Annotated in this window: 19 protein-coding genes; 11 read left to right on the forward strand and 8 right to left on the reverse strand. The window is 60.0% G+C overall.

What is annotated here, in order from left to right:
• Positions 1-77: 77 nt before the first annotated feature.
• The 7 genes from ACR0IP_RS01895 to ACR0IP_RS01925 form a co-directional block, all read right to left on the reverse strand.
• A complete protein-coding gene (locus ACR0IP_RS01895) occupies positions 78-1,121 on the reverse strand; it encodes a Hint domain-containing protein (RefSeq protein ID WP_480523473.1) in 1,044 nt (347 codons plus the stop codon).
• 106 nt (positions 1,122-1,227) lie between these two features.
• Complete coding sequence (locus tag ACR0IP_RS01900; protein ID WP_170373871.1) at positions 1,228-2,718, reverse strand: replicative DNA helicase; 1,491 nt, start codon at positions 2,716-2,718, stop codon at positions 1,228-1,230.
• A gap of 259 nt (positions 2,719-2,977) precedes the next feature.
• Complete coding sequence (locus ACR0IP_RS01905; protein WP_170373870.1) at positions 2,978-3,655, reverse strand: orotate phosphoribosyltransferase; 678 nt, start codon at positions 3,653-3,655, stop codon at positions 2,978-2,980.
• A gap of 141 nt (positions 3,656-3,796) precedes the next feature.
• The gene (locus tag ACR0IP_RS01910) at positions 3,797-4,978 is read right to left on the reverse strand and encodes an ammonium transporter (protein ID WP_480523476.1); all 1,182 of its coding nucleotides are present in this window, start codon (positions 4,976-4,978) and stop codon (positions 3,797-3,799) included.
• Positions 4,979-5,176: 198 nt separating this feature from the next.
• Complete coding sequence (locus tag ACR0IP_RS01915) at positions 5,177-5,653, reverse strand: CinA family protein (protein ID WP_480523478.1); 477 nt, start codon at positions 5,651-5,653, stop codon at positions 5,177-5,179.
• Positions 5,650-6,147, reverse strand: a complete 498-nt coding sequence (locus tag ACR0IP_RS01920; protein WP_480523480.1) for a phosphatidylglycerophosphatase A family protein — start codon at positions 6,145-6,147, stop codon at positions 5,650-5,652. Before ACR0IP_RS01920 ends, ACR0IP_RS01915 begins: the two co-directional genes overlap by 4 nt.
• The gene (locus ACR0IP_RS01925) at positions 6,144-7,274 is read right to left on the reverse strand and encodes a bifunctional 2-C-methyl-D-erythritol 4-phosphate cytidylyltransferase/2-C-methyl-D-erythritol 2,4-cyclodiphosphate synthase (protein ID WP_480523482.1); all 1,131 of its coding nucleotides are present in this window, start codon (positions 7,272-7,274) and stop codon (positions 6,144-6,146) included. Before ACR0IP_RS01925 ends, ACR0IP_RS01920 begins: the two co-directional genes overlap by 4 nt.
• Positions 7,275-7,381: 107 nt before the next feature.
• Here ACR0IP_RS01925 and dusB point away from each other — a divergent pair, with 107 nt between their 5' ends.
• The 7 genes from dusB to ACR0IP_RS01960 all read left to right on the forward strand — a co-directional run bounded on the left by dusB (position 7,382) and on the right by ACR0IP_RS01960 (position 16,499).
• Positions 7,382-8,440: a tRNA dihydrouridine synthase DusB gene (dusB, locus tag ACR0IP_RS01930; protein WP_480523484.1), complete on the forward strand. Its 1,059-nt coding sequence runs from the start codon at positions 7,382-7,384 to the stop codon at positions 8,438-8,440.
• Complete coding sequence (locus tag ACR0IP_RS01935; protein WP_480523486.1) at positions 8,437-9,525, forward strand: two-component system sensor histidine kinase NtrB; 1,089 nt, start codon at positions 8,437-8,439, stop codon at positions 9,523-9,525. The genes dusB and ACR0IP_RS01935 overlap by 4 nt, the downstream gene beginning before the upstream one ends.
• Positions 9,525-10,892, forward strand: a complete 1,368-nt coding sequence (locus tag ACR0IP_RS01940) for a response regulator (RefSeq protein ID WP_170373863.1) — start codon at positions 9,525-9,527, stop codon at positions 10,890-10,892. Before ACR0IP_RS01935 ends, ACR0IP_RS01940 begins: the two co-directional genes overlap by 1 nt.
• 99 nt (positions 10,893-10,991) lie before the next feature.
• Positions 10,992-13,280 (forward strand): sensor histidine kinase, encoded by a 2,289-nt coding sequence (locus ACR0IP_RS01945; RefSeq protein WP_170373862.1) that lies wholly within the window; start codon positions 10,992-10,994, stop codon positions 13,278-13,280.
• Positions 13,277-14,686 (forward strand): nitrogen assimilation response regulator NtrX, encoded by a 1,410-nt coding sequence (gene ntrX / locus ACR0IP_RS01950; RefSeq protein WP_170373861.1) that lies wholly within the window; start codon positions 13,277-13,279, stop codon positions 14,684-14,686. Before ACR0IP_RS01945 ends, ntrX begins: the two co-directional genes overlap by 4 nt.
• An 18-nt stretch (positions 14,687-14,704) precedes the next feature.
• Positions 14,705-15,295: a helix-turn-helix domain-containing protein gene (locus ACR0IP_RS01955; RefSeq protein ID WP_480523489.1), complete on the forward strand. Its 591-nt coding sequence runs from the start codon at positions 14,705-14,707 to the stop codon at positions 15,293-15,295.
• Positions 15,296-15,338: 43 nt separating this feature from the next.
• Complete coding sequence (locus ACR0IP_RS01960; protein ID WP_480523491.1) at positions 15,339-16,499, forward strand: MFS transporter; 1,161 nt, start codon at positions 15,339-15,341, stop codon at positions 16,497-16,499.
• Here the strand turns inward: ACR0IP_RS01960 and ACR0IP_RS01965 are convergent.
• Positions 16,487-16,966: a hypothetical protein gene (locus tag ACR0IP_RS01965; RefSeq protein ID WP_170641851.1), complete on the reverse strand. Its 480-nt coding sequence runs from the start codon at positions 16,964-16,966 to the stop codon at positions 16,487-16,489. The two genes, ACR0IP_RS01960 and ACR0IP_RS01965, sit on opposite strands and share 13 nt — an antisense overlap.
• Positions 16,967-17,062: 96 nt before the next feature.
• Here ACR0IP_RS01965 and trkA point away from each other — a divergent pair, with 96 nt between their 5' ends.
• The 4 genes from trkA (at position 17,063) to hflX (ending at position 21,618) form a co-directional block, all read left to right on the forward strand.
• Positions 17,063-18,439, forward strand: a complete 1,377-nt coding sequence (trkA, locus tag ACR0IP_RS01970) for a Trk system potassium transporter TrkA (protein WP_170373857.1) — start codon at positions 17,063-17,065, stop codon at positions 18,437-18,439.
• Complete coding sequence (locus ACR0IP_RS01975) at positions 18,439-19,977, forward strand: TrkH family potassium uptake protein (protein ID WP_170688757.1); 1,539 nt, start codon at positions 18,439-18,441, stop codon at positions 19,975-19,977. The genes trkA and ACR0IP_RS01975 overlap by 1 nt, the downstream gene beginning before the upstream one ends.
• Before the next feature lie 130 nt (positions 19,978-20,107).
• A complete protein-coding gene (hfq, locus tag ACR0IP_RS01980) occupies positions 20,108-20,347 on the forward strand; it encodes an RNA chaperone Hfq (RefSeq protein ID WP_005982826.1) in 240 nt (79 codons plus the stop codon).
• Positions 20,347-21,618 carry a GTPase HflX gene (hflX, locus tag ACR0IP_RS01985; protein WP_480523494.1) on the forward strand — a complete coding sequence of 424 codons (1,272 nt, stop codon included), beginning with the start codon at positions 20,347-20,349 and terminating at the stop codon, positions 21,616-21,618. The genes hfq and hflX overlap by 1 nt, the downstream gene beginning before the upstream one ends.

A 21,618-nucleotide genomic window follows, 5' to 3' on the forward strand; every position in this document is an offset into this window, starting at 1 on the left:
CGGGATTGTGCAGCGATACAAGTCAAAGGTCTTTTGAGCGGCGGATCGTTCAGAGCGACCCACGCAGGAGGCCCGTCTTATCGCCGCTCGTCAAGCAGCGGCTTGTTGTTGTTAAGATGCCGGGTCACCAATTTGCGCTGACGCTTTTTGCTTGGAATGTAGCGCGCGGGCTGCGGGGCGGCAAAGAGTGCAAGCTGCGGGAACAGCAGCAGCAACTCCTCGCGTGAGGCGTCATCCATGGATTGCAGCGCCTGCGGGCCGGTAAATAGACTTTCACTGGGCGCGTCTTCGGCAAACAGCACCACGTGGCGGTCGAACACAAGGTGGTGATAGGTCACCTGCGAGACACTGGTGTCGACGAATACACCGGGCATTCGGGTCAATTGAATTGCCGAGACCAAAACGGATTCGGTCCCGAACATGCGCTGCGCAATCGGAGATCGGATCAGCATCCGATGCTGGCGCGAGACCATAAGATCACGTTTCGGCAGCGACTGCCCAAGCGCGCCAGCGACGATGCGAACCGGAAACAGTTGCGGGGTCTTTATCAACTCGGCCCGGTTGAGGCTGCGGGACAGGGTCATACGCAGGGTCTCCGGCGGGCCATCTTCGAGTAGAACCTGATCTCCGGCGCGGAGTGCCTCAACAGGAACCTTGCCACGCGGCGTGCCGATCAGAGTGCCGGCTGTGAAGCATGGCGCGCCGGGGCTTGGGTTGGGGTTCTCGACGAAATTCAACCCGTCGGTCGAGGTCAGGGACGAGGTGTCATCTGTTCCGTTGCTGCCGATCTGGGTAGAGGTCTGCCCGCTGGCGGCGCCTTGTGTTGCGGTGACCTCATTGTCGAAGGACACAAAGCTCAGCACCGTGCCATTGTCGTCAAGCGACACAGCGCCCAGCCGGTTGATACGTGCCGAGACCACATAATAGTCGAAACCGTTGACCGTGTTCACCGGCGCTGTATCGACATCTGTGGAGCTACGTACTGTTCCGTTGGCATTGTAAACTTGAACCCTCAGGTCCGAGACATCCGTACCGGTCGGAACGCGGATTTCGATGAAATCGCCGTCTGGCGCAAAATTTGGCCCGTTTCTGTATCGTATTTCCGAAATGATCGCGGGCAATGACGTAGGCCTTGCTAAAATCCGGCAGTACGTGCCGTCATTCAGTACACACTAACACACCACGATTGGCATTCAAAATCGGCTGTTTGAATGTTTGAGGGGGCTTTTAGTACCCTTCGATCTCGCCGCCCTGTTGCCAGGGCTTGACCAGATTGCCAAAGCGGGTGAACTGCGCCTCGAACGACAACTCGACCGTGCCGATGGGGCCGTGGCGCTGCTTGCCGACAATCACCTCGGCCTTGCCATGCAGGCGCTCCATGGCCTGTTTCCACTCTTCCATCTTTTCCAGCTCATGATCGCCTGGCTTTTCGCGTTCCTTGTAATATTCCTCACGGAATACAAACATCACCACGTCCGCATCCTGTTCGATCGAGCCCGATTCCCGCAGATCGCTTAGCTGCGGGCGTTTGTCGTCGCGGCTTTCTACCTGACGGCTCAGCTGGGACAAGGCGATGACGGGGATGTTCAGTTCCTTGGCAATCGCTTTCATGCCCATCGAAATCTCGGCGATTTCGTTGACGCGGTTGTCGGACATGCCCCGGCACAGCTGCAGATAGTCGATGACCAGCAGGTCCAGTCCATGCGTCCGCTTCAACCGCCGCGCGCGGGCGGCAAGCTGCGAGATCGGCAGGGCAGGTGTGTCGTCAATGAACAGAGGGCAGGCTTCCAGTTCCTTAGCGGCATCGACGAAACGGCGGAACTCGGCCTCGGTCATGTCACCTTGACGGATCTTGTGGCTGGAGATTTCAGAGGCTTCGGCCAGAACACGACCGGCCAGCTGTTCGGCGCTCATCTCGAGCGAGAAGAATCCCACGACGCCGCCATCAATCGCGCCTTCGCTGCCATCAGGTTTCAGCCCGCGCTTGTAAGCCTTGGCTACGTTGAACGCCACGTTGGTCGCCAACGAGGTTTTACCCATCGACGGACGACCCGCAAGGATGATCAGGTCAGACGGGTGTAGACCTCCAAGCTGTTTGTCCAAGTCGGCCAGACCTGTGGAAATCCCTGCCATGCCACCACCGCGCTGATACGCTTCGTTGGTGACGTTGACGGCTTCTGTGACCGCCTTGAGGAAGGATTGAAATCCCTGTTCGGTCTGGCCCTGCTCGGATAATTGATAAAGCTGTTGCTCGGCCTCGACGATCTGTTCTTTGGGCTCGCTGCTGACATCCACCCGCGCCGCCTTGTCCGAGATATCGCGGCCCAGCCGGATCAACTCTCGCCGGATGGCGAGGTCATAGATCATCTGCGCATAGTCATGCACCGCAAAGGCACTGATCGACGCGCCTGCCAGTTTGACCAGATAAGCGGGGCCGCCCAGTTCCTTCAGGCCCTCATCCTCGGCCATGAAGGATTTCAGCGTCACGGGCGAGGCCAGCGCATTCTTGGCGATGCGATTGGCCGCGACCTCATAGATGCGGGCATGAACCGGGTCGTAGAAATGTTCCGCCCCGATGATCGAAGCCACCCGGTCATAAAGATCGTTGTTGGTCAGGATCGCACCCAGAAGCTGCTGCTCAGCCTCAATGGAATGCGGCATGGTCTCGGCGTTTTGAATCTGTGCCGCTGCCTGCTCGATACTGCTGATCTCGTTCATCTTGTCCCCGCTGCCCGTTCCGAGGTTCTACACGCCAAGCCCCGGTTCAAGCTATCTGCAAATGAATGGGGGTAAGTTGGGATAACCGCCCCCGGCTTCGGGATAACTGCCCATCTGAATGGGGATAACTTCCGCCCAGTTTTGCACGTGACGAAAGCTATCGCAACATTTGGTGCAATGGGCGCGAATTTCGACTAGATAGGCGCGCTTTGGATCGATTCGAAAATCAAATATCCCCAGCTTACCCACAGGCCGAATTTTACGATTTATTCGCGTCCTGCCACCCGCGCGGGTCGTTCAGGAAGGCTTCGACACCGCTAAGGGTCTCTTCGTCAAAGGCCTTTTGTGCCTTGGCCTCGGCCAGAACGTCCCACCACGTACACAGCGAATGCAGCTTCACGCCGTGTTCGCCGAGGGTCTTCTCGGTCTCGGGGAAGATGCCGTAGTAGAAGATCACCGCGGTATGGCCGCAGGTCGCGCCCGTTTCACGGATCGCATCGACGAAGGACAGCTTGGAGCCGCCATCGGTGGTCAGATCCTCGACCAGCAGCACGCGTTCCCCTTCGGTCATCGCGCCTTCGATGCGGGCGTTACGGCCGTAGCCTTTGGGCTTTTTGCGCACATAGGTCATGGGCAGGGCCATCCGCTCGGCGACCATGGCGGCAAAGGGGATGCCCGCCGTTTCACCGCCCGCGATATTGTCAAACGCCTCGAACCCCGCCTCGCGCATCACGGTGATGGTCAGGAAATCCATCAGGGTTGAGCGGATGCGTGGGTATGAGATCAGCTTGCGGCAATCGATATAGGTGGGGCTGGGCAGACCGCTGGCCAGTGTGAACGGCTCGCGCGAGTTAAAGTGAACGGCCTTGATCTCCAGCAGCATCCGCGCGGTCAGGCGGGCGATTTCAGAGCTGTCGGGAAATGAACTGGGGATCATGGCGCAAACCTCGGGGCTGAAAGAGTGTTGCGGGCTGATAGCCTGTCCATCGGCCCGGAGTCGAGAGGGCCGAACAAAGAAAAAGCGGACCCGCGACAGGTCCGCTTTTGCCCTTGCGGGCAATGGGCAACTAAGGTGGGCTTAGCTGCTCATGTCATAGGCGCGCTCGCCGTGTACAGACAGGTCGAGGCCGTTTGTCTCGGTCTCGGCGTCTACGCGAAGCGGGGTGATGGCTGCAACCACCTTGATCAACACAAAGGTGACAACTGCCGTAAAGGCACCCACAATCACGAGGCCTCCCAGTTGTGCTGTCCATGTGCCTAGGCCAAACAGCGCAATCATCAGGGTGCCAAAGATGCCCCCGACACCGTGCACGGCAAAGACGTCCAGCGTATCGTCGATGTTCAGCTTGTAGCGGATGATAAAGACGGCTTCCTGACACAGAACACCGGCCACTGCCCCGATGATCAGCGCCTGCACAGGCTCCACAAAGCCCGAAGCCGGAGTGATTGAGGCCAAACCCGCAATGGTGCCGGTGACCAGACCCACCATCGAGGCTTTGCCAAAGCGGATCTTCTCCCACAGTGCCCAGGTCAGGGATGCAGTTGCAGCGGACAGATGTGTAACGGTCATGGCCATTGCGGCGCCTCCGTCAGCGGCCAGTTGCGAGCCGCCGTTGAAGCCGAACCATCCGACCCACAGCATCGCGGCACCGATCATGACAAAGCCCGGATTGTGCGGAGGCGTCGTGCGGTTGCGGCGCGGGCCGAGGATTACGGCGATGATCAGCGCGGCCAGACCGGCGGTCTCGTGAACAACAATGCCGCCAGCAAAGTCGCGCACGCCGATCTCACCCAGAATGCCACCATCAGACAGCATCCCGCCGCCCCAGATCCAGTGGACCACCGGCGCGTAGCACAGCAGCATCCACAGGCCCGAGAAGGTGAGGACAAAGCCAAAGCCGACCCGCTCGACATAGGCGCCGACGATTAGGGCGGGGGTGATGATCGCGAAGGTCATCTGGAAGGCAAAGAATAGGATTTCGGGTAGGGTGCCCGCGAGGCTTTCGGCATCGACACCGTTCAGGAACGCTTTGCCCAATCCACCCCAGAACCCGCTTTCACCGGGCCCGAAGGCGATGGAATAACCCGCGACCAGCCAAAGGATGCTCATTAAACAGGCAATCGAGAAGCAGTGCATAAACACGCTGAGGACATTTCGGGCACGCACAAGCCCGCCATAGAACAGGGCAAGGCCCGGCAATGTCATGAACAGGACCAGTGCGGTTGCCACAATGATCCAGGCTGTATCGGCTCCGTTCATGGGCCGGTCTCCTTTTTTGCCGTTTGGGCGTCGGCCGGGCAAACCGCCACGGCCGACACCTCGTGAGTGGTGTGCGGCGGGTTGAAGCTGAGCTGGATCGGGGAAAAAAGAGGCAAAGGTGCAAAAAGACGCCTATTTAGACGGCTTTTTTTCAACTGACGCTTAATTTTGCGTCAATGCAGTATAGTTGCTGTAAATTTAAGCGGTTTGCGAAAGACCGGAATAAAGCATTTCCAGCGCATGATCCCGCGCGGCCTGACGGACCCTTTCGCGCCCCAGAGCGCCGAACTCGACAGTTTTGGTGCGCGTAGGTTGCCCTTCGGCGGCAAGGCCAAAGCACACGCGGCCTTCGGGTTTGAATTCCGATCCTCCGGGGCCTGCGATGCCGGTGATCGACACGGCCAGCTGCGCGCGCGACTGGCGCAGAGCGCCTTCGGCCATTTCTTGTGCGACCTGCTCTGAGACCGCGCCATAGGCGTCCAGCGTCTCGCCGCGCACGCCAAGCATCTGCTGCTTGGCGTCGTTGGTGTAGGTGACGAAACCCCGCTCCACCACGGCCGAGCTGCCGGGGATGTCGGTCAAGGCAGCGGCCACCATGCCGCCCGTGCAGCTTTCTGCCGTCGCGATCATGATGCCTTGCTCTATGGCACGGTCCAACAGCTCAGATACGGTCATAGGCCCAACACTCCATGTGCGATCCCGGCCAGAACCATCACACAGATGGCGGCAAAGATCCCGGCGATCACATCATCCAGCATCACGCCCATCGCGTCTCCTTTGCGATCGGCCCAGCCGACCGGGCCGGGCTTGGTGATGTCGAACAGCCGGAACAGCAGGAACCCCGCGACCCAACCGGGCCAGAGCGCGGTGATCTCGATACCGTGTGCCCAGCTTGGGTAAGAAATGGCCCAGAGCGCGACGAACTGGCCTGCGACTTCATCGACGACGATCTCGGACGGGTCGTGATCCTCTTGCCCGGCGGTCATCACTTTTGTGGCCCACAGCCCTGCGATGAACACAACGAGCGTCGCGAAGACGAGCAGGGGGAAGCCGCCTAGAACGTGCAGGACCCATACCAGAGGCAGGGCGACAAGCGATCCCCATGTGCCGGGGGCAGGGCGCAGATATCCGACGCCGCCGACAGTTCCGATCAGACGCGCGATGTTCATGCTTTCACCAGACAGGCAGTGGCGAGCGATGCAATGCCTTCGCTGCGGCCGGTAAAGCCCAGACGCTCGGACGTAGTTGCCTTGACCGAGACTTGATCAGTGCGCAATCCCATGATGTTCGACATTTCTTCTTTCATTTTCGGGGCATGAGGGCCGATCTTGGGGTATTCGCAGACCAGCGTACAATCGACGTTCGAGATGCGGTAGCCCATCGCCTCGGCCAACTCGACCGCATGGCGCAGGAAGATCTCGCTGGCTGCGCCTTTCCATTGCGGGTCCGAAGGGGGGAAGTGCTGGCCGATATCCCCTTGTGCTAGCGCGCCGTAAATCGCGTCGGTGACCGCGTGCATCCCGACATCCGCGTCGGAATGCCCTTGCAGCCCGCGTTCATGCGGGACCTTCACGCCGCAGAGGATCACGTGATCGCCATCGCTAAAACGATGCACGTCATAGCCGTTGCCCAGCCTCACATCCATAGTCGTTCCCATTATGCTTTCCGCCCGTTCGAAATCCTCGGGGCGGGTGATTTTCAGATTGTCCGCATCGCCTGGCACAATGCAAACCTCAAGACCTGCGGCCCGCGCGACCTCAACATCATCGGCGGCGCCTCCGGGGTGCGCGGCATGCGCTTTGACGATGGAATCGTAGTCAAACCCCTGAGGGGTCTGCGCAGCGAACAGGTTGCTACGGTCCTGCGTCCCAGACACCGAGCCACCATGCCCGATCCAAAGCGCATCCGTAACGGGTAAGCCGGGGGCCGCGGCCTGGTGGGTATCCAGCGCGCTCAGGACGTTTTGAATGAGATGTGCCGAGACACAGGGCCGTGCCACGTCATGGATCAGCACGCGGGTCACTTGGTGATTTTCCAATGCTTGCAACCCGTTACGAACCGATCCTGCCCGGTCCGCACCACCTGCGGCCAGTATTAAGTCGGTCTCGCGAAACTCTTCCCAGGCCGAGGCGTCTTCGTCCGACAGGACCAAAACAGTGTAGTCGACGAGGCCGCGAAACCGGTCGATTGTCCAATCCGCTACGCGTCGACCGGCCAGCGCGCGCCATTGCTTAGGCGTGCCGCCTCCGGCGCGCAATCCACGCCCTGCGGCAACGATTATGGCGGCTGTGGTCATGGTCGGGTTTCTCCGGAATGCTGCGCTTTGTTTAGGGGGCGGTGAATGCAGAGGCAATCACCCATGGTAGTGTGATTAAAAAATAGGCAAGTGATGATTTTGCAGGCTTGATGACCGTCGTTTTGTTGTTCATATGCTTCGAATTCGATATCAAACCCGCAATTGCCCAAGGATTAAGCACGTTGACGCTGCACCTCGCCGACAAAACCGTATATCCGCCTGTCTTGCTGGCCCCGATGGCTGGAATCACGGATCGCCCGTTCCGCGATCTGGTGATGCGTTTTGGCGCGGGCTTGGTGGTCAGCGAAATGGTCGCCAGTCAGGAAATGGTGCAGGCCAAACCCGGCGTGCGCGAGCGGGCCGAGCTGTCGGCAGATGTGGAGAACACAGCGGTTCAGCTGGCCGGGCGTGAGGCGCATTGGATGGCTGAAGCTGCCCGTCAGGTGGCAGATCGTGGCGCGCGCGTGATCGACATCAACATGGGCTGTCCTGCCAAAAAGGTGACCAACGGTTATTCCGGCTCGGCCTTGCTCAAGACACCGGATCACGCCCTGAGTTTGATCGAGGCCGTGGTTGAGGCTGTCGATGTCCCCGTGACGCTTAAAACGCGGCTTGGATGGGATGACGCGCTGCTGAACGCGCCCGACGTGGCGTGTCGGGCCGAGGAGGCGGGGATCCGGATGGTCACGATCCATGGACGGACGCGCTGTCAGTTTTACAAAGGCCGTGCCGATTGGCAGGCAATCCGAGCAGTGAAAGAGGCTGTCTCGATCCCCGTAATCGCCAATGGGGACATCGTGGATACGCACGCGGCCCGCACAGCGCTGAAGCAATCAGGCGCGGATGGTGTCATGGTTGGCCGAGGGGCGCAGGGCAAGCCATGGCTGCTGGCGCAGATCTGCCATGAGGTCTATGGCACCGACGCGCCGGAGATCCCCGAAAGCGCGGATCTGATCGACATGGTGCGCGCGCATTATCAGGCGATGTTGGGCTTTTATGGTACCGACCTTGGCCTCCGCGTCGCTCGAAAACATCTGGGCTGGTACATGGATGAGGCCAGAACGCCCGCGCCTCTGCGTCGGGCGGTTCTGACCTCTCGCGATACGGATGATGTGCTGCGCCTGTTGGGCGATGCGCTGGAGTGTCAGCAGGGAGTGGCAGCATGACTTCGGATCAGAGCATCTGGAACTCGCTGCCGGTTCCGGCTTTCATTATCGACCAGGACGACCGGATTGCGGATGTGAATTCCTCGGGCGAGGGGTTCCTGAATGCCTCGCGTAAGTCGGTAATTGGCCACCCCGTCTGGGATCAGATCGCCGTTGATGCGCCGCTAGAGGAAGCCTTTGACCGCGCACGTGCTCAGGGAACGCCCTTGTTTGTCAACGATGTGGATGCGGGGTCGGGCAATCGCGCACCGCTACAATGCGCCTTGCAAATTGCGCCACTGGTTGGTCACCCCGGGTCGATGATCATGATCATATCCCCGCGCGAATTGGCGGGGCGCATGACTCGGGGAAATACGGTCAAATCCGCCGCGCAGTCCGCCATCGGAATGGCAGAAATGCTGGCGCATGAGATCAAGAACCCACTGGCGGGAATCACCGGCGCCGCGCAATTGCTAAGCATGAATATCGCGCCGCAAGATCTTGAACTCACAGATCTAATCGTTGCTGAAAGCCGTCGGATCGTAAAGCTGTTGGAGCAGGTCGAGCAGTTTGGAAACCTGCAACAACCTGACTTCAAGCCGGTCAACATCCACGATGTCCTGGACCGCGCCCGCCGCTCGGCCCTGTTGGGTTTCGGCGCGGATATGGCCATTGTCGAGGATTACGACCCTTCGCTGCCGTTGGCCTTTGGCGACCCGGATCAACTTCTGCAAGTCGTTCTGAACCTGTTGAAGAACGCCTCTGAGGCGGCGGGTCCGCAGGGCGGTACAATCCGCCTGCGCACTTATTTCGAACATTCCTTCCGCCTTCGTCGCAGCGATGGATCGGGGCACTCGCTGCCGCTGCAGATCGAGATCATTGATGACGGGCCGGGCCTGCCGGAAAAAATCCGCAGTGACATCTTTGACCCCTTTGTCTCGGGTAAGGAAAACGGGACAGGGCTGGGGCTGGCCTTGGTCAGCAAGATCATCTCGGACCATGACGGCTGGATTTCCGTTGATTCCGTGCCGGGGCGGACCGTTTTCAAACTGTCGCTGCGCCGTGCGCCGACTGAAAATAAAAAACCGAAAGAGGAGAGTATCTGATGGATGGCACCGTTCTGGTCGCGGATGACGACCGCACGATCCGCACCGTTCTGACACAGGCTCTGACGCGCGCTGGATGTAAGGTGCATGCCACGTCCTCGCTGACCACGCTGATGCGTTGGGTTGGCGAAGGCAAAGGGGACGTGGTGATCTCGGACGTGGTCATGCCGGACGGCAACGGTTTGGAAATGCTGCCAAAGATCGCCGAGGACCGTCCTGGCTTGCCGGTGATCGTGATCTCGGCTCAGAACACGATTATGACCGCGATCCAAGCGGCCGAGGCGGATGCTTACGATTACCTGCCCAAGCCGTTTGACCTGCCAGACCTGATGAAGCGGACTGCGCGTGCCTTGGAGCAGAAACAGCGTCTACAGTCCGACCCCGAACCCCAGGAGAATGAACGCCCGGATGAGTTGCCTCTGGTCGGGCGCACGCCGGTGATGCAGTCGCTTTATCGTCTGGTGGCGCGGGTGATGAACACCGATCTCTCGGTCATGATTTCTGGTGAAAGTGGGACCGGTAAGTCTCTGATTGCGCGGGCTATTCACGACTTCTCGGATCGTCGGACCTTGCCGTTTGTGACGGCGACTGCGGCTGATCTGCGTGACCTCGAAGGCCCCGCACGCGTTATGGCGCGGGTGCGTGGCGGAACGCTGTTGATTGATGAGATCGCCGATATCGATGACGAGATTCAGGCGCGGATCGTGCGGATGATGGACACGCCGGGCGACCACGTGCCGCGCTTCATGGCCACCAGCCAATCGGATCTGACCGCCGGGATGGAGGGCGGGCGTATCCGTCAGGACCTCTACTACCGCCTCTGCGGCGCAACCATCCATGTCCCGGCCCTGCGCGAGCGGGTGGATGATATCACCCTTTTGGCCGAGCATTTTCTGGCCCGTGAGGAAAAGGACCTTGGGTCCAAACGCTGGCTCAGCGCCGACGCGGTTGAGCTGGTCCGGCGCTATTCCTGGCCGGGCAATGTGCGGCAGTTGGAGAACGCGATCCGCAGGCTCAGCTTGACCAGCAGATCCGACGAGATCTCTAAGGCCGAGGTAGAGATGGTTCTGGGCAGCCAGCCCGAAGCCGAGCCCGTTCTGGGCGGAGGAGAGCGTGAGAAGCTGGCAACCTCGGTTGAACGCCATCTGCGCCGCTATTTCGATCTGCACGGCAATATGCTGCCACCTCCGGGCCTGTATCAGCGCATTTTGCGGGAAGTTGAGGCGCCGTTGATCGAAATCGCACTGGAGGCCACCGGCGGAAACCAGGCAAAATGCGCGGATTTACTTGGGATTAACCGAAATACGCTGCGGAAAAAGATCACGGACCTCGATATTCAGGTGACACGCCGTCGCAAACTGATGTAATATCGCCACACAAAGCGTGGCATTCGGGTATCGCCCGGGAACAGACCACGAGATATGGCGGTTCGCTGCGAAAGCAGCACATCAGGATGAGGGCAGACGGTGGCAACCCGGGCACAGAGCGGGATTCTCCCATCGGTTAACCGGTGGCGCAGATCCCGGAAACTGCGCAATTACAGCACCTTCGGGCTGGTTCTTCTGGGACCGGTCTTGGCGCTTGCGACTTACCTTGTCATTGGCCCGTTCGATCTGGGCGCAACTGCCCCAACGTTGCGCCTGATTCTACTGGCCGACCTCGTCTATGTGTTGGTCGTTGCGGCTCTGGTGATGAGCCAGTTGGGCAGTCTGATCGCAGCGCGGCGGGCCAAATCGGCGGGGTCGCGCCTGCATTTGCGTTTGATTGGCGCGTTTACACTGCTGGCGCTGGTGCCGACAGTGACGGTCGCGATCTTCGCCGGGCTGACTGTGAATATTGGCCTTGAGGGCTGGTTCTCGGACCGGGTTCGGCAAGTTGTGGGGTCGTCGCTGACGGCAGCCGAGGCTTATGAGCTTGAGCACCGGCAGGGCCTGACACAAGACGCCGCCGTTCTGGCGCTTTTCCTCGACAATGCGCGCGCGCGCGATTTCTACATTTCGGATGCGGAATTGCGCGAGGTTCTAGCGCAGGGGCAGGCTCAGATCCAGCGTGGCCTGCGTGAAGCCTATGTGATTGACGGCGACGGTGAGATCCGGTCGCGTGGCGATCGCTCTTACCTGTTTAACTACGAAGCGCCGACCCCCGAGCAGATGGCGGAAGCCACCGAAAGCGGACTTTTGATCATCGCGGATTGGCAAAACAACGAATTCCGCGCGCTGGTGCCCTTGAAGGCGTATCTGGACCGGTACCTATACGTCAGTCGTGAGGTCGATGGGCAGCTACTGACGCTGCTGGATGACACCAAGGAAACCGCGCAGTTTTATCAACAGCTTGAAAGCGAACGCGGGCGGGTGCTGTTCGAGTTCGGTCTTCTTTATCTAGGCTTTGCGCTAATCCTGATCCTTGCCGCGATGTCGCTGGGGATGTGGTTCGCGGAACGCCTCTCGCGGCCCGTTGGGCGCCTGACCACAGCGGCTCAAAGGGTCGGTGCGGGCGATCTGAGCGTGCAGGTGATCGAAGAGGCCAGCGATGATGAAATCGCCATGCTGGGTCGCTACTTCAACCAGATGACACGGCAATTGAAGGGTCAGCGGGACACGCTGCTCGAAAACACTCGCCAGATTGAAAGCCGTCGTCGCCTGTTCGACTCGGTGCTGAGTTCGGTGACCTCGGGCGTTGTGGGGGTCGACCCTGAAGGGTGTGTGACCTTCGTCAACCGCTCAGCCGAGCGGCTGTTGGATTGGTCCCGGAGCGAGGAGCATCTTGCCATCGGCATCGCGGTGCCCGAATTCTTGCCTCTTTTCGAAAGTCTGAAAGACAGCGGGCAAGAGGCCGTGCAAGGTGAGATCAAGGTCACCCGCAAAGGCCAGTTGGAAAACCTGCTGGTGCGGATGGCCACGCGGCGGGGCGAAGACGGCGGGCTTGAGGGCTATGTTGTGGCCTTTGATGACGTCACAGATCTGGTCAGCGCGCAGCGTATGGCCGCGTGGGGCGATGTGGCCCGGCGGATTGCACACGAGATCAAGAACCCTCTGACCCCGATCCAGCTGAGTGCTGAGCGGATCAAGCGGAAATTCTCGCGTAAGCTGGATGATGAGGATTGCGATATCCTCGTCTCCATGACCGACGTGATCGTGCGTCAAACCAATGACTTGCGGCGGATCGTGGATGAGTTCTCGAAATTCGCGCGCATGCCCGAGCCTGAACGGCGCGAGGAAGATGTTGTTGCGCTGGTGCGCGAGGCGGTGCTGCTGCAACAGGCTGGTCAACCCGAGGTGCAGATTGATGCGGATCTTCCAGACCAACCGATCCCGGTGGATGTGGACGCGACCATGCTGAATCAGGCCTTCACCAACCTAATCAAGAATGCCGGGGAAGCCATTGAAACCCTGAAGGAAAAGGGCGCTCCTAACAACCTGAAACCGCAGATCAAGGTGGCGGTCTCCAGCGACGATGCCGGGACGATCATCACCATTGCGGATAACGGGATCGGGCTGCCGGAAGACCGTGCGCGGTTGTTTGAGCCCTATGTTACCACACGCGACGAAGGGACCGGGCTGGGCCTGCCCATCGTCAAGAAGATCATCGAAGAACACGGCGGAGCGCTGACGCTAGAAGACGCGCCCACCTTTGACGGACAGGACCATTTCGGCGCGATGGCTGTGATCCGTTTACCGGGGGCGAACCTCCCACCCAATTCAGCGCCACAGAAGCAGGCGATTAAAACCAACATAATGAAAGCAGGCCAAAGATGAGCGACATTCTGATCGTAGATGACGAACGCGATATTCGCGAACTGGTGTCCGACATTCTGGAGGACGAAGGCTATTCAACCCGGCTGGCGGCGAACTCGGACGAGTGCATGTCGTCGATTAATTCTGAGCCGCCAGGGCTGTTGATCCTGGATATCTGGCTGAAAGACAGCCGTATGGACGGGATTGATATTCTGAAGGCGGTAAAGCGCGACAATCCGGATGTGCCGGTGGTGATCATTTCGGGTCACGGCAATATCGAGATCGCCGTCGCCGCCATCAAACAGGGCGCGTACGACTTTATCGAAAAGCCTTTCAACATCGACCAGTTGATGGTCGTGATCCGCCGCGCGATGGAGACCTCGCGCTTGCGTCGCGAGAATGCATCGCTGAAACGCAAAGAGGTCAGCTGTTCGGACATGATCGGCAAATCAGCATCGTTCCGGGCGATGCAGGGCCAGTTGGACAAGGTCACCAAGTCGAACGGTCGCGTAATGCTGAGCGGTCCGGCCGGGTCGGGCAAGGAAATCGCAGCGCGCTATATCCACGCGCATTCCAACCGGGCCAATGCGCCCTTCGTGACAGTCAATTGCGCCGGGATCGAGCCAGAGCGGGTCGAAGAGGTTTTGTTCGGGCGCGAAAGCAGCGAACGCGGTGTGGAGCCGGGCCTGCTGGAAGAAGCGCACGGCGGCGTGATCTATTTCGACGAAGTGGCCGATATGCCCTTGGGCACCCAGTCCAAGATCTTGCGGGTTTTGGTCGATCAGCAATTCCAACGCGTTGGCGGCTCGGACAAGGTGCGGGTTGATCTGCGCGTGATTTCCTCGACCAATAAAAACCTCGATGATGAGATCGTGGCCGAGCGTTTCCGCGAAGAGTTGTATCACCGCCTGAACGTTGTCCCGATTGACGTCCCCTCGCTAGAGGACCGTCGTGAGGATATTCCGGTTCTGGCACAGCATTTCATCGAAATGTGCAATGAAACGCAGGGCTTGCCGGTTCGGGAACTGTCCGAGGAAGCGGTTGCTCTGCTGCAGACCATGACCTGGCCCGGCAACGTCCGGCAGCTGAAAAACCTGATCGAGCGTGTTCTGATACTCGGCGATGGTACAGGGCCGATCGAAGCGCGCGAACTGCCGAGCGATGAGGACAAGGCCGAGGATTCGGGTCGTGTCGTCCTGTCCGGTGCGCTGGCCACTCTGCCACTGCGCGAGGCGCGTGAAGCGTTTGAACGGGAATACCTGCTGACCCAGATCAACCGGTTCGGTGGCAATATCAGCCGCACGGCCAGTTTTGTCGGGATGGAGCGCAGCGCGCTGCACCGCAAGCTGAAATCGCTGGGCGTTGTGACCTCGAACAAATCGGGCGCGCGCGTTGCACAAATTGATGAGCCGGAACCGGCAGAGTAATCTGCCGGGAGGGTCACCATGGGTATTGGCGCGCCATCCACGGGCAAGCGGCTTGAGACCCGGGGCTATCCGGGCTTCGGCAAGCGCCTGAAACGGTTGCGCCGGTCCGTCGGGTACAAACAGGCGTATCTGGCCGAGCTGCTGGAGGTGGATCAGGCCACGATATCCCGTTGGGAAAGGGGCGGTCAGACGCCGCTTCCGGATACTCAGCAAGCGGTATTTGCCGCGCTTGGTCCAAGGCGATCCGATGACAATGCGTTGCGGCGCTTGGTACTGAATTCCTCCGATTGCCTTCATTTGGTGGAAGAGGCGAGCCACAAATGCCTTGCCTATTCTGCCAGTCGGGCAAGGGACTGGAAAACCAGCCAGAACGCGCTTTTGGGCGTGTCGCTCTGGCAGTTTGCGACCGAAGAAATCCAGGAGGCCGAGGCCGAGTTGGAGGCCGAAGGGTGGTGGGATATGCACACCCCCGCGCCTAAGGCATTCCAAACCTCCGAGGCGATTCACGACCGTATTCGGATCAGTGCCGGAGAAATCTTATGGGAACGTCTCTACCTGTCTGACGGCACGCCGGTTCGTCTGGTCAGCGGGACGAAAGCAGGCGCATAATTTATGCGTTCCGTGGGCTGAGCAGGCGCTGTAGAAGCGCTCCATGATACAAGCATTTCAGGTTCTTCTCCTCTGGCTGGCCGGTCTGGGTGCGGCCACGCAATTTGCCAAGATTGCCGTGCCGTTTCCCGAGCTTGTGCTGCTTTACCCCGATCATGCCGAGAGTATGGGGTGGCTGTTGTCGATCATCAGTCTTCTGGGCGCGGTTCTGGGTGCGGTGTCCGGTGCCGTCGTGGGGGGCGTCGGGGCGTTGAAACTGCTCATTGGCGGGTTGTGTCTGGGCGGCGCGCTGTCGATCTTTCAGGCGAGCCTTCCCGGGTTTTACACAATGCTGGCCACCCGGTTTGTCGAGGGGGTCTCGCACCTCGCCATCGTCGTCGCTGCGCCCACGCTGATCGCTCAGATTACGAGCGGCAAGGCGCGCAATATCTCGATGGTGTTGTGGAGCACATTCTTCGGCGTGGCCTTCGCGTTGAACGCCTGGATCGGCCTGCCGGTCGTCGAGCATTTCGGGCTGCCCTTTTTCTTCGCTCTGCACGGTGGTCTGATGACTGCCATCGCGGGTTTGATCCTGCTTTGTGGTCTAAACGTTCAACCATCCCAGGACGTTGCCCCTTGGCGTTGGAGCGAACTCTTTGACGTGCATCTGCGCACCTACCGATCACCATTTGTGTCGGCCCCGGCCATAGGGTGGTTCTTCTACACCTTAACCTTCGTCTCGTTGCTGGCCATCCTGCCGGGTCGGCTGCCCGAGGGGCATGCCGCGACGGTCGCAGGCTTCATGCCTTTGGCAGGCATCGTACTAAGCTGGGTCGCGGTCCCGATCCTCTTGTCCCGCATGTCCTGCGTTGCGGTCGTCAATCTGGGATTTGCGCTTGGAATGTTTGCTATCGCCGGGGTGTTTCTTGGCGTACCGCTCGAACTTGTTTGTGTATGTCTGTTTGCGGTGCTGGGGCTGGTGCAAGGGGGCAGTTTTGCCGCCGTACCGATCCTGAACCATACGCCCGAGACGCAGGCCCTCAGCTACGGCGCCATGGCGCAGATGGGCAATGCGGGGAACCTGTTGGGAACGCCCGTCCTATTGGCCGTACTTGGGCGGATGGGGGAGACCGGTATGTTGATCACAGTGATCGGAATCTACGCGGCCGCGATCCTTGCGCATGTCTCATTGGCGCGAAAACGAGCGCTCCGTCAGCCGGCCTGACCGGGCGTGATGATCTGAAACGACCCGTCATCGAATTTGACGAAGCAGGATTCCGTATTCAGCGGAGGGAGGGTCGTTGTGCGGGTTGCGGGGACGCGGGATTTCACCCCGGACTTGCAGGGCGGCAGGCTGACAGGGCGAAACCCTTTCTGCGCCATGCACTGTGCCTCAACCGTGTTGCGCAGCGGTTGGTTGACGTCGACCGTGTATATGCGCCCCGGCTCCCACCAACCGCCCGACCGATAGCACCGTCCGCTTCCGTCGCAATAGGTGCGGCCCGGCCAATAGGTCGGCGGACCCTGACGGACCTGGTTGGCAACCGGTGCCTGTTCAAGCGCCTGCACCTTACACTGAGTGGTTTGTTCCTGCATCTTCGACACGCTTTCCCCCTCGCGATAGTATATGGAAAGCGGGCCGCAGGCAGTCAGCAGCATCACTGGAACAAGCAGGGGAACGAGTGTTTTCATATGCTTATTCTGCCCGAAAAGGTCGGGTATGACAATTCAATTGACCCTCTCAGGACCATCTGTCATTCAAAGATTTCAGGCAGAAGGGCCAGAAACATGAAGGTCATCATTTGCGGTGCGGGTCAGGTTGGCTGGCAGATCGCACGGCATCTATCGGGCGAGCTGAACGACGTCACGGTGGTGGACAACAACCCTGATCTTGTGCGCCGCGCGACGGAAACGCTGGACGTGCAGGGGATCGCGGGCTTCGCCAGCTATCCGGATGTGCTGGAACGGGCAGGGGCGCGCGATGCCGACATGATCATCGCCGCAACCCATTCGGACGAGGTGAATATGGTCACCTGCCAGATGGCCCATTCGGTTTTCGCCATCCAGCGAAAGATCGCGCGTTTGCGATCGCAATCCTACCTTCAGGCGATCCACTCAGACCTCTATCGCCGCGATCACCTGCCGATTGACGTGGTGATCAGTCCCGAGCGTGAGGTCGCGGCCGCCGCTATGCGTCGCCTGTCGGCCCCGTCCGCCTTTGACACCGAGATGTTCATGAATGGCAAGGCCCAGCTGCTGGGCATTCGGATCGACGAGGATTGCCCGATCGTGAACACGCCTCTGCGGCAATTGACCGATTTGTTCTCGACCCTCAGCTCCATCGTGGTCGGGGTCCGGCGCGAGGGCAGCCTTTTCGCACCTGAATCCGAAGATCAGTTGTTCGTGGGCGATGAGTGTTACGTCTTCACCAGCGTGAAGGATGTCGACCGCACGATGGAGGTGTTCGGCAAAGCGCAAAAGCGGCAGGACCGTGTCGTGATCGTTGGCGGCGGCAATGTCGGCCTTGAGGTCGCGCGAACGCTGGAAGAACGCGAAAGCCGTGTGCGGGCCAAGATCATCGAACGGGATCGCCATTGCGCCGAAAAAGCCGCCGAAGCGCTTGAGCGGACCATTGTCCTGCATGGCGACGGGCTAGACTCGGCGTTGCTGAACGAGGCGGGCATTGACCGCGCTGATGCGATGCTGGCCGTCACAGATGATGACCGCACCAACATGCTGGCCGCCGTGCGCGCAAAGGCCGAAGGCTGTGCGCTAGCGATTGCCCTGATCAATGACCCCAGTATGGTCGCGTTGATGGGGCCTCTGGGCATTGACGCCTATATCAACCCACGAGCGACCACCGTCAGCTCGATCCTGCGCCATATCCGGCATGGGCGGGTGCGGCAGGTTTACTCCATCGGCGACGCCGAAGCCGAAGTGATTGAGGCAGAGGTGCTTTCGACTTCGCCCATGGCCGGGCAGAAACTGCGCGATATCGACTTCCCTGAGGGTGTTCTTGTCGGCGCTGTTCTCAAAGGCGACGAACTGTTGCGCCCAACGGGCAGTCTGCGGATTGACGAAAAGGACGTGCTGTCGATCTTTGCTATGGCCAAGGACGTCCCCGAGGTCGAACGGCTGCTGCAGGTTTCGATTGATTTCTTCTGATGGCGCGTGTGGTCACAGCTCGGATCGGGGTCTTGCGGCGCTTGCCGCTGTTTCTGCTGATCTGGGGGATTTCGGCGCTGTCTATGTGGGTGCCGGCGGGTTATGCGCTGGCGCTGGATGATCACGATACTTCGCGGTCTTTCCTCTATTCCGGGTTGCTTGGGTTGTTTCTGGTATCCGCAATTGCGCTGGCGGCCTCGAACCGGGTGCCGCGGCGGGGAACGCTGGGGCAGTTGGCGGTGCTGCTTGGCTGTTTCACCATTCTGCCGATCTTTCTAGCCATCCCGTTCCACGACGCGCTTGGCAATACCACCTTTCTGAACGCCTATTTCGACATGGTCAGCGCCCTGACCACGACAGGCGCCGACTTGTTTCCCGACCCTGGTCGCCTCACCGCGCCGTTGCATCTGTGGCGCGCGCTGGTGGGTTGGATGGGCGGTTTGCTGATGTGGATTGCCGCCGCCGCGATCTTGGCACCGCTGTCCTTGGGCGGGTTCGAGGTCACGGCGCGGGGCCAGCCTGGTCGGCCAGTCTCGGGCGTGGCACAGAGCGAGCAGGTCGATCCGCGTGGCCGCCTGCTGCGCGTTACCCGCACCCTGACTCCGATCTATGCGGGCCTGACCGCCGTGGTTTGCATCCTGCTGCTGATCGCCGGAGAGCAGGGCCTGACAGCAATTTGCCATGCGATGTCAGTTATGGCGACCTCGGGCATCTCTCCTGTTGGTGGGCTGGAGGGCGCGCAGGCAGGCATCACTGGTGAAATGATCCTGTTTCTCTTCCTACTTTTTGCCCTGTCGCGCCTGACTTTTTCAACCGACACGGCCGCCAGCGGCTTTGCCCGGCTGGACAAGGACCCCGAGTTCCGGATCGGGCTGTTCATCGTGCTGGCCGTCGCGGTGCTGCTGTTCTTCCGCGTTTGGGCAGGGGTCAACGAAATTGGCGGCCAACTGCAGCCCTTGCAAGCCCTGCATGTCATTTGGGGTATGCTGTTCACGGGCCTTGCGTTCCTGACCACAGCTGGGTTCGAGAGTGCGAACTGGAACGATGCCCAGCAGCTTTCAGGTCTGGGGACTCCAGGGTTGGTTCTGATGGGGCTGGCGCTGGTGGGTGGCGGTGTCGCGACGACGGCAGGTGGGGTCAAATTGCTGCGGGTCTTTGCGCTCTACCTCAATGGCGCGCGTGAGATTGACCGGCTGATCCACCCGTCCTCGGTCAGCGGCACCGGCGGCGGTAACCGCCGCATTCAAAGCGACGGAGCATTCATCGCGTGGATATTCCTTATGATGTTCGCGCTGACCCTTGCCCTGTTTAACCTGCTACTGGCCCTGATGGGGTCGGGATTCGAACAGGCAATGGTGCTGAGCGTTGCCGCCCTCAGCACAACCGGGCCGTTGATCGAGCTGGCGACGGATGTTCCGATCCGCCTGGTTGACCTGTCGGGCGGGGCGAAATTGACGCTCTGCGCGGCGATGGTTATCGGTCGGCTTGAGACACTGGCGATCATCGCGCTGATCACGCCGACCCTGTGGCGGGATTGAACCACTGCGCGTGCCCGGCGTTACTGCCTGATTTTTCGTCTGGAATATCTGAGCGCGTCACTCCATACTCCGCCAGAGGGAGCGCGTTGGTCCGCAGCGCGTAGCAAGAACAATGGCGAGTTAATAAAATATGGCTTCGGACAGACAGAATCTGCAGGACGCGTTCCTGAACAATGTACGGAAAGCAAAAGTCCCGGTCACGATTTTCCTGATCAATGGCGTGAAATTGCAGGGTGTGATCACTTGGTTCGACAATTTCTGCGTATTGTTGCGCCGCGACGGACAGTCGCAGTTGGTCTACAAACACGCGATTTCAACCATCATGCCATCGCAGCCGATCAACCTGTATGAGGGCGAAGACGCCTCTTGATGGAACATGAAAGGAAGCGCACCCGGGCTTGGGTGCTGCATCCTGAAATCAAATCAGATGAACAGCGCCGCGTCCCCAGACCCGCGCTGGAAGAAGCGGTTGCACTGGCAGCCGCGTTGCCCGATCTGGATGTGATTGGGTCCGAGATCGTGCGCCTGCCGCGCGCCCAGCCGGGTCTTCTTTTCGGCAGCGGCAAGATCGACGAACTGGCCGAACGGTTGCACGATAGCGAGGTCGAACTGGTTCTGATTGACGGCCCCGTGACGCCGGTTCAGCAACGCAATCTAGAGAAAGCGTGGAAGGTCAAGATTCTCGACCGGACGGGTTTGATCCTTGAAATTTTCAGCGACCGCGCGCGTACCCGCGAAGGTGTGTTGCAGGTCGAGATGGCCGCGCTCAGCTATCAGCGCACGCGGCTTGTCCGGGCCTGGACCCACTTGGAACGCCAGCGGGGCGGTTTGGGCTTTGTTGGCGGCCCTGGTGAAACTCAAATCGAGGCTGACCGCCGCGCCATCGACGAGCAACTGGTGCGTTTGCGTAGGCAGCTGCAAAAGGTGGTCAAGACCCGCACGCTGCATCGGGCTGCACGGGCCAAGGTGCCGTATCCGATTGTTGCCCTGGTGGGCTATACCAACGCGGGCAAATCAACCCTGTTCAACCGTTTGACCGGGGCTGAGGTGATGGCCAAGGACATGCTGTTCGCCACGCTAGACCCGACCATGCGCCGCGTAGTTCTCCCAGACGGTCCCGAGGTGATCCTTTCAGACACGGTGGGTTTCATCTCGAACCTGCCGACCGAACTTGTCGCGGCATTCCGGGCAACGCTTGAGGAAGTTCTGGGCGCGGACTTGATCGTGCATGTGCGCGACATCAGCCATGACGAGTCACAAGCACAGGCCGATGACGTTCAGGCCATTCTCACCTCACTGGGTGTGGATGATGAGCGACCCATGCTCGAGGTTTGGAACAAGACCGATCTGCTGGACGCCGATGAGCGCGAGGCGGTTTTGGCACGCGCTGACCGCGATCCGTCGATCTTTGCAATCTCGGCCGTGACCGGGGATGGGATCGCGCCTCTGCTGGCTGATATCGAGACAAAACTGCAGGGGGTCCGGCGCGAAACCACTCTCTCGCTGAGCTTTGCCGAAGGGAACAAGCGCGCGTGGCTGTTCCGGCAGGATGTCGTTCGATCCGAGGAACAGACGGAAGACGGGTTTGAGATCACGGTACTTTGGACCGACAAACAGGCGGCGCAGTTTGCGGGGCTTTGA

The sequence above is a fragment of the Ruegeria sp. AL11 genome, from assembly GCF_056540865.1.

Coding starts and splice junctions, on each gene's coding strand:
- ACR0IP_RS01900 (WP_170373871.1), bottom strand. CDS start 2,718: ATGAACGAGATCAGCAGTATCGAGCAGGCAGCGGCACAGATTCAAAAC.
- ACR0IP_RS01905 (WP_170373870.1), bottom strand. CDS start 3,655: ATGATCCCCAGTTCATTTCCCGACAGCTCTGAAATCGCCCGCCTGACC.
- ACR0IP_RS01910 (WP_480523476.1), bottom strand. CDS start 4,978: ATGAACGGAGCCGATACAGCCTGGATCATTGTGGCAACCGCACTGGTC.
- ACR0IP_RS01915 (WP_480523478.1), bottom strand. CDS start 5,653: ATGACCGTATCTGAGCTGTTGGACCGTGCCATAGAGCAAGGCATCATG.
- ACR0IP_RS01920 (WP_480523480.1), bottom strand. CDS start 6,147: ATGAACATCGCGCGTCTGATCGGAACTGTCGGCGGCGTCGGATATCTG.
- ACR0IP_RS01925 (WP_480523482.1), bottom strand. CDS start 7,274: ATGACCACAGCCGCCATAATCGTTGCCGCAGGGCGTGGATTGCGCGCC.
- ACR0IP_RS01935 (WP_480523486.1), top strand. CDS start 8,437: ATGACTTCGGATCAGAGCATCTGGAACTCGCTGCCGGTTCCGGCTTTC.
- ACR0IP_RS01940 (WP_170373863.1), top strand. CDS start 9,525: ATGGATGGCACCGTTCTGGTCGCGGATGACGACCGCACGATCCGCACC.
- ntrX (WP_170373861.1), top strand. CDS start 13,277: ATGAGCGACATTCTGATCGTAGATGACGAACGCGATATTCGCGAACTG.
- ACR0IP_RS01955 (WP_480523489.1), top strand. CDS start 14,705: ATGGGTATTGGCGCGCCATCCACGGGCAAGCGGCTTGAGACCCGGGGC.
- ACR0IP_RS01960 (WP_480523491.1), top strand. CDS start 15,339: ATGATACAAGCATTTCAGGTTCTTCTCCTCTGGCTGGCCGGTCTGGGT.
- ACR0IP_RS01965 (WP_170641851.1), bottom strand. CDS start 16,966: ATGAAAACACTCGTTCCCCTGCTTGTTCCAGTGATGCTGCTGACTGCC.
- trkA (WP_170373857.1), top strand. CDS start 17,063: ATGAAGGTCATCATTTGCGGTGCGGGTCAGGTTGGCTGGCAGATCGCA.
- ACR0IP_RS01975 (WP_170688757.1), top strand. CDS start 18,439: ATGGCGCGTGTGGTCACAGCTCGGATCGGGGTCTTGCGGCGCTTGCCG.
- hfq (WP_005982826.1), top strand. CDS start 20,108: ATGGCTTCGGACAGACAGAATCTGCAGGACGCGTTCCTGAACAATGTA.
- hflX (WP_480523494.1), top strand. CDS start 20,347: ATGGAACATGAAAGGAAGCGCACCCGGGCTTGGGTGCTGCATCCTGAA.